Source organism: Mycobacterium sp. E3247, assembly GCF_001667785.1.
Classification (GTDB): Bacteria; Actinomycetota; Actinomycetes; order Mycobacteriales; family Mycobacteriaceae; genus Mycobacterium.
Window position 1 is genome coordinate 1 of the sequence record NZ_LZJG01000010.1, and the last position, 6,218, is coordinate 6,218.

Annotated in this window: 7 protein-coding genes; 4 read left to right on the forward strand and 3 right to left on the reverse strand. The window is 68.9% G+C overall.

All coding sequences use genetic code 11. The features are described from left to right. Positions 1-32: 32 nt before the first annotated feature. Genes A9X04_RS00360 through modA form a run of 3 tightly spaced genes read right to left on the reverse strand, consistent with a single transcriptional unit; the run spans position 33 to position 2,719 of the window. Positions 33-1,139, reverse strand: a complete 1,107-nt coding sequence (locus tag A9X04_RS00360) for a sulfate/molybdate ABC transporter ATP-binding protein (protein ID WP_067916664.1) — start codon at positions 1,137-1,139, stop codon at positions 33-35. After that, positions 1,136-1,942 (reverse strand): ABC transporter permease, encoded by an 807-nt coding sequence (locus A9X04_RS00365; protein ID WP_067916666.1) that lies wholly within the window; start codon positions 1,940-1,942, stop codon positions 1,136-1,138. Before A9X04_RS00365 ends, A9X04_RS00360 begins: the two co-directional genes overlap by 4 nt. A 3-nt stretch (positions 1,943-1,945) precedes the next feature. Further along, a complete protein-coding gene (modA, locus tag A9X04_RS00370) occupies positions 1,946-2,719 on the reverse strand; it encodes a molybdate ABC transporter substrate-binding protein (RefSeq protein ID WP_067916668.1) in 774 nt (257 codons plus the stop codon). A 254-nt stretch (positions 2,720-2,973) separates the two neighbouring features. On the opposite strand from modA, the gene A9X04_RS00375 reads away from it, so the two are divergent. The 4 genes from A9X04_RS00375 to A9X04_RS00390 form a co-directional block, all read left to right on the forward strand. Then, positions 2,974-3,651 carry an SDR family oxidoreductase gene (locus A9X04_RS00375; protein WP_067916670.1) on the forward strand — a complete coding sequence of 226 codons (678 nt, stop codon included), beginning with the start codon at positions 2,974-2,976 and terminating at the stop codon, positions 3,649-3,651. A 59-nt stretch (positions 3,652-3,710) separates the two neighbouring features. Further along, positions 3,711-4,628, forward strand: coding sequence for an LLM class F420-dependent oxidoreductase (locus A9X04_RS00380; protein WP_067916672.1), 918 nt, complete (start codon positions 3,711-3,713; stop codon positions 4,626-4,628). 109 nt (positions 4,629-4,737) lie between these two features. Continuing rightward, positions 4,738-5,118: a DUF4189 domain-containing protein gene (locus tag A9X04_RS00385; RefSeq protein WP_067916674.1), complete on the forward strand. Its 381-nt coding sequence runs from the start codon at positions 4,738-4,740 to the stop codon at positions 5,116-5,118. 201 nt (positions 5,119-5,319) lie between these two features. Further along, positions 5,320-6,218 (forward strand): NAD(P)/FAD-dependent oxidoreductase (locus A9X04_RS00390; RefSeq protein ID WP_067916675.1); only part of this gene is annotated, 899 nt, incomplete at its 3' end.

The following is a 6,218-nucleotide window of genomic DNA, read 5'->3' on the forward strand; positions in this document are numbered from 1 at the left end:
CCGCCGGCGTGCGGGTGGGCTCGGCCACCCCCTCAATTCGCCGCCGGATACAAGGTCACCTCGTGGGCTTTCACCGAGAACCACACCCTTTCGCCGGGCGCCAGCCGCAGCTCGGAGGCGGCGTCGACGGTGATCTCCGCGGCCAGACCGGGGGCCCCATCGGATTGCTGCTCCCCGCGCACCAGGACCGCCGACCCGCGAATGTCCAGCTCCGCGATCGTCACCTCGACCGTGTTGCGTGGGCTGCCGTGCGGTTGCTCCCGATAAACCGCCACCGCCGTGGGTGGGAAGACCGCGATCGCGTTGCGCCCCGGGGCGAGGTCTGCACCCCTGTCGTGCGCGGCGGCCGCGTGCCAGCGGGCACCGGTGCGCGCGTGCAGGGACGCGTCGGGGGCGACGGTCCCGCTGACCAGGTTGATGCCCGCGATGCGCGCCCCGAAGTGGCTGCGCGGCGCCGTGAGTACGTCGGAGACCGGGCCGATCTCGGCGATCGCGCCCGCCTCGAGCACCAGCACCCGGTCGGCCAGCGTGAACACGTCCAGCAGGTCATGCGTGACCAGCACGACCGCGCAGCCGGTGCGGCTGACGACGCGGCGCAACACCGCGCGGATCCCCGCGGCCGCGGCGACGTCGAGACCCGCCAGCGGCTCGTCGAGCAGCAGTACGTCCGGCTCGGCGGCCAGCGCCCGCGCGATCGCCACCCGTTGGGCCTGGCCGCCGGACAGCCGGCGCGCCTTGCGGTCGGCGAGCCACTCGGCGTCCACCTCCCGCAGCCAGCGCAGCGCGGTGGCGTTCGCCTCGCCCCGAGTGGGGCGAAGGTGCCCGCGTCGACTGTGCGGCCCGAATGCCACGTTGGCGGCGACGCTCATGTGTGGGAACAACAACGGCTCCTGTAACAGCAGGCCGACACGGCGATCGTGGGTGGCCACGTCGACCCCGGCCACGGTGTCGGTGAGCACCCGATCCCCTACCCGGACCAACCCGAGATCTGGGCGGATCAGCCCCGCGATCACATGCAGCACGGTGGACTTCCCCGCGCCGTTGGGCCCGAGGACCGCCAACACCTCGCCCGCGGACACGGCGAACTCCACGTCCAAATCGCGGTCGGCCACGACGGCGCGCAACTGCACTTCACTCATGGCCGCGGCTGCCCCGCTTCGGCCCCGGCCAGGCGGTGCGCGCCCAGCCCCAACACCACCAGCGCCGCCACGGCCACCAACAGGATCGACAACGCCACCGCCGCGTCGGCGTCGCTCACCCGCTGCAGATAAATCTCCAGGGGCAGCGTGCGGGTGACTCCCTGACGGGACCCGGCGAAGGTCAGCGTCGCACCGAACTCCCCCAGCGAACGGGCGAACGCCAGTACCGTCCCCGACATCAGGCCGGGCAGCAGCAGCGGCAGGGTGACCCGCCACCAGACGGTGCTGGGCCGGGCCCCCAGGGTCGCCGCCACCACCTCGAAGTCGGCGCCCGCGGTGCGTGCGGCTCCCTCCAGGGAGATCACCAGAAACGGCAGCGAGACGAAGGTCTGCGCCAACACCACGGCGGCGGTGCTGAACGCGATGCTGATGCCGGCCGCTTCGAGGTAGCGACCGAGCAAGCCGAACCGGCCGAACGCGTAGAGCAGTGCGATCCCGCCGACCACCGGCGGCAGCACCAGCGGCAGCAGGATCAACGGCCGCAGCAGCCGCACCGGGCGCGCGGTGCTGCGGGCCAGCACCAGCGCCATGGGCACCCCCAGCAGCACGCACAGCGCGGTGCTGGCGGCCGCGGTCTTGAGGCTGAGGAACAGGGCCGTCTGCGACGACGAACTGGTGATCAACGACCAGAAATTCGGCCAGTCGACCTTGACCGCGATGGCCAGCAGCGGCAGCACGACGAACACGGTCCCCACGCCGGCGGGGACGTACACCCACCGGGGCAGATCCGTCGGCCGGTGCACGGTTCAGGGCTTGGCGAAGCCCGACCGGGCGAGGATGTCCTGACCGGCCGCACCGGTCACCATGGCCACGAACCGTTGCGCCAGCGTTGGTTGCGGTGCGTGTTTCAGCACCGCGATCGGATAGCGGTTCACCGCGCCGGCGGCCTCCGGGAAGCTCACGGTTGTCACCTTGTTTCCGGCGCCGCGGGCGTCGGTGACGTACACCAGCCCGGCGTCCGCCTGCCCGGTGGTGACCTTGTTGAGGACGTCCGTCACGCTCGGCTCCTCGCTCACCGGGTGCAGGCGCACCCCGGTGCTGTCTTCGACCCGTTGGGTCGCCGATCCACACGGCACGGGCTGCTGGCAGACCACCACGCCCAGCCCGGGCCTGGCAAGGTCCGAGAAGGATCCGACCCTTTTGGGGTTGCCGGGCGCGGTGACGATCACCAGCGTGTTGGAGGCGAAGTTGGTCGGGTCGCCGGCGAGCAGGCCGGCTTTGGCGACCGTGTTCATCTGCGCGGTGTCCGCCGATGCGAAGACGTCGGCGGTCGCGCCCTGGGTCAACTGGGTGGCCAGCTCCGAGGAACCGGCGAACTCGAATTCGACGTCGGTGCCGGCATTTTGGGCTTTGAACTGCGCGCTGAGCTGAGTGAACGCGGACTTCAGCGAGGCCGCGGCGAACACCAGGAGCTTCCCCGAGCCGCCAGCGGGCTGGGACGGGGGTTTCGAACCGCATCCGACCAGGCCCACGGCCAGCGCCACCGAAACCGCACCGGCCAGCATCCCGATCCGCCGCATGCGTGCACCCTAACCCGCCGACGATGCGGCCCGCTTCCCGGCTTTATCGGCGCAAAAAAGTGACGGCCGAATGGTTATCCAAATGATCCGCGCGTCGCGACGGCAACAATTTCGCCGACTAGCTACTGTCCAGTAACATCTAGGCAGATTGATGCCATAACGCGCTGAGATCCCAGGCAGGTCCCCGGCAGCGGCCCCGTGGTTGGCCCGCGGAGCCGCCAGGGTCTGGGTTCAACGTTGAACACGAGGAGGTCATGGCAGTGGAGGTGTTGGTCACCGGCGGAGACACCGAACTGGGGCGCACAGTGGCCGAACGCTTCCGCGATGACGGTCACAAGGTGACCCTCGTGGGCGCGCGGCGCAGCGAGCTGGAGATCGCCGCCAAGGAATTGGACGTGGACGCCATCGTGTGCGACACCACCGACCCGGCGAGCCTGACCGAGGCCCGCAGCTTGTTCCCCCACCACCTCGACACCATCGTCAACGTGCCGGCGCCCTCCCGGGACGCCGGCGACCCGCGCACCTATTCCATCGCCGACACGGCGAACGCCTGGCGGCATGCCTTGGACGCGACCGTGCTCTCGGCGGTGCTGACGGTGCAGACCGTGGGCGATCACCTGCGCTCGGGCGGCTCCATCATCAGCGTGGTGCCCGAGAACGCGACGGCCGGCAGCCTCGACGCGGCGATCAAAGCGACGCTGTCGAATTGGGTCGCCGGACAGGCGACCGTCTTCGGCACCCGGGGTATCACCGTCAACGTCGTCGCCGGCGGACGCAGCGTCCAGCCGGGTTACGACGGCCTGTCCCGCACGACCCCGTCGGTCGCCGACGAGGTCGCTCGCCTGGCGTTGTTCCTGACCACCCCGGCGGCCCGCCACATCACCGGCCAGACCCTGCACGTCAGCCACGGCGCGCTCGCGCAATTCGGCTGAGGGCGTAATTCGGCGGCGAGCCGTATCGTGCCGCGCGGAGCCGCACTACGGTAGACCGCGTGGCTATTCGACTCGGTCTGCAGATTCCCAACTTTTCCTACGGCACCGGGGTGGAGGAGCTCTTCTCCACCGTTCTGGCCCAGGCCCGCGAGGCCGAAGCGGCCGGCTTCGACTCGGTCTTCGTGATGGACCACTTCTACCAACTGCCCATGCTGGGAGATCCGGACCAGCCGATGCTGGAGGCCTACACCGCGTTGGGCGCGCTGGCCACCGCCACCGAACGAGTTCAGTTGGGCACCTTGGTAACCGGGAACACCTACCGCAACCCGGCGCTGCTGGCGAAGACCATCACCACGCTCGATGTGGTGAGCCAGGGTCGCGCGATCCTGGGCATCGGCGCCGGGTGGTTCGAACTGGAACACGACCAACTGGGCTTCGAATTCGGCACCTTCACCGACAGGTTCAACCGGCTTGAGGAGGCGCTGCAGATCATTTTGCCGATGATCAAGGGCGAGCGTCCGACCTTCGAGGGCAAGTGGTATCGCGTGCGCGAGGCAATGGCGAATCCCCGCTTCCGCGACCACATTCCGCTGATGATCGGCGGTAGCGGGGAGAAGAAGACGATTCCGCTGGCGGCACGCCACTTCGACCACCTCAACGTGATCGCCGGATTCGACGAGCTGCCAGGCAAGTTGGAGGTGGTGCGGCGGCGCTGCGAGGAGGTCGATCGTGACCCGGCGACGCTGGAAACCAGCACGCTGACCACGGTGCTCGTCGACGAGAACACGAAACCCGATCAGATCCCCGCCGAGATGACGCAGCGCATGGTGGTCGGCAGCCCCGACTCGGTCGCAGACCAGCTCAAGACCAAGGTGGTGGACGCCGGCATCGACGGCCTGATCATCAACCTGCCCTTCTACACCCCCGGCGTGATCAGCGCCGTCGGCGAAGCGCTGCGCCCGGTCGTCGGCCTGTAGCTCCCGCCCGCGTGGGGTCGCGGATTGTTCGGGCGGCGGTAATACTTCCCTGTAGCAGCGTTTACCTGCGCCACAACGGCGCAGCGCGGAAGAGGGCCGGGAGCAGGCCATGAAGAAACGAGCCCTGGCGGCGGTCGCGGCCGGCGTAGCATTCGCCGCGCCCCCGCTCGCGCATGCCGACAACAACTGGATCGCCATGGCGATCTCGGACTCCACCGGTCGCATCAACATCGCCGACGGAGCAGCCAACCAGGGCGCGGCTGAGAAGGCGGTCATGGACACGTGCCGCAAGAGCATCAGCGACTGCCGCCTGCTGGCTAGCGGCGACGGCGGGTGCCTGGCGCTCGCCGTCAACGCGGCCAAATCGCGATACTTCGGTGGCTGGGGCCCGACCCGCGAAGAGGCGGAGGCCGCGGCGCTGGCGCGCGCGCCGGGCGGAACGATCCAACCGGGCCACGACCACTGCGCCGGGGAAGGCTCCAGCCAATAACGACGGCGCCGCGCCGGGTGAACTGACGTCCCTGATAGTTACGCCACAGTGCCGGTCGCCCACCAGGCATTTCGGCTCGGAACACCGTTAGTGTTGCAAACAACACATGCGTATCAATTAGGTTTCCGGGTACCCGCCTGACTAGCGTTGTGGCTAACTGCAGTCGCGTGTCCAAAAGCCCCCGTCAGGAGCAGCGGAAACATGAGCCCCCCACCAGAAACCACAGCTGGAACCCAACGTCGCCACCAGGTCGTCATCATCGGTTCGGGATTCGGTGGACTCAACGCGGCAAAGAAACTCAAGCACGCCGACGTCGACATCAAGCTGATCGCGCGCACCACCCACCACCTGTTCCAGCCGTTGCTGTATCAGGTGGCGACGGGCATCGTGTCCGAGGGCGACATCGCCCCGCCCACTCGTGTCATCCTGCGCAGGCAGCGCAACGTCCAGGTGCTGCTCGGCGACGTCACGCACATCGATCTGGCGAGGAAGTTCGTCGTCTCCGATTTGCTCGGCCACACATACGAAACCCCTTACGACAGCTTGATTATCGCCGCGGGCGCGGGGCAGTCGTACTTCGGCAACGACCACTTCGCCGAGTTCGCGCCCGGGATGAAATCGATCGACGACGCGCTGGAGGTGCGCGGACGGATCCTGAGCGCGTTCGAACAGGCCGAGCGGTCCCGTGATCCGGAACGACGCGCCAAGCTGCTGACCTTCACCGTCATCGGCGCCGGCCCCACCGGCGTCGAAATGGCCGGGCAGATCGCGGAATTGGCGGCCCACACGCTGAAGGGCTCGTTCCGCGGCATCGACTCCACCAAGGCGCGAGTGATCCTGCTCGACGCCGCCCCCGCCGTGCTACCGCCGTTCGGCGACAAGCTGGGCATGCGGGCGCGCGCCCGGCTGGAGAAGATGGGCGTGGAGATCCAGCTCGGCGCGATGGTCACCGACGTCGACCGCAACGGCATCACCGTGAAGGACGCCGACGGGAACGTCCGGCGCATCGAGTCCGCCTGCAAGGTGTGGTCCGCCGGCGTGCAGGCCAGTGGGCTGGGCCGCGACCTCGCCGAGCAGTCCTCGGTGGAGCTTGACCGGGC

Excerpts from the sequence above, each read along its gene's own strand:
- A9X04_RS00360 (WP_067916664.1), bottom strand. The coding sequence starts at position 1,139 with ATGAGTGAAGTGCAGTTGCGCGCCGTCGTGGCCGACCGCGATTTGGAC.
- modA (WP_067916668.1), bottom strand. The coding sequence starts at position 2,719 with ATGCGGCGGATCGGGATGCTGGCCGGTGCGGTTTCGGTGGCGCTGGCC.
- A9X04_RS00375 (WP_067916670.1), top strand. The coding sequence starts at position 2,974 with ATGGCAGTGGAGGTGTTGGTCACCGGCGGAGACACCGAACTGGGGCGC.
- A9X04_RS00385 (WP_067916674.1), top strand. The coding sequence starts at position 4,738 with ATGAAGAAACGAGCCCTGGCGGCGGTCGCGGCCGGCGTAGCATTCGCC.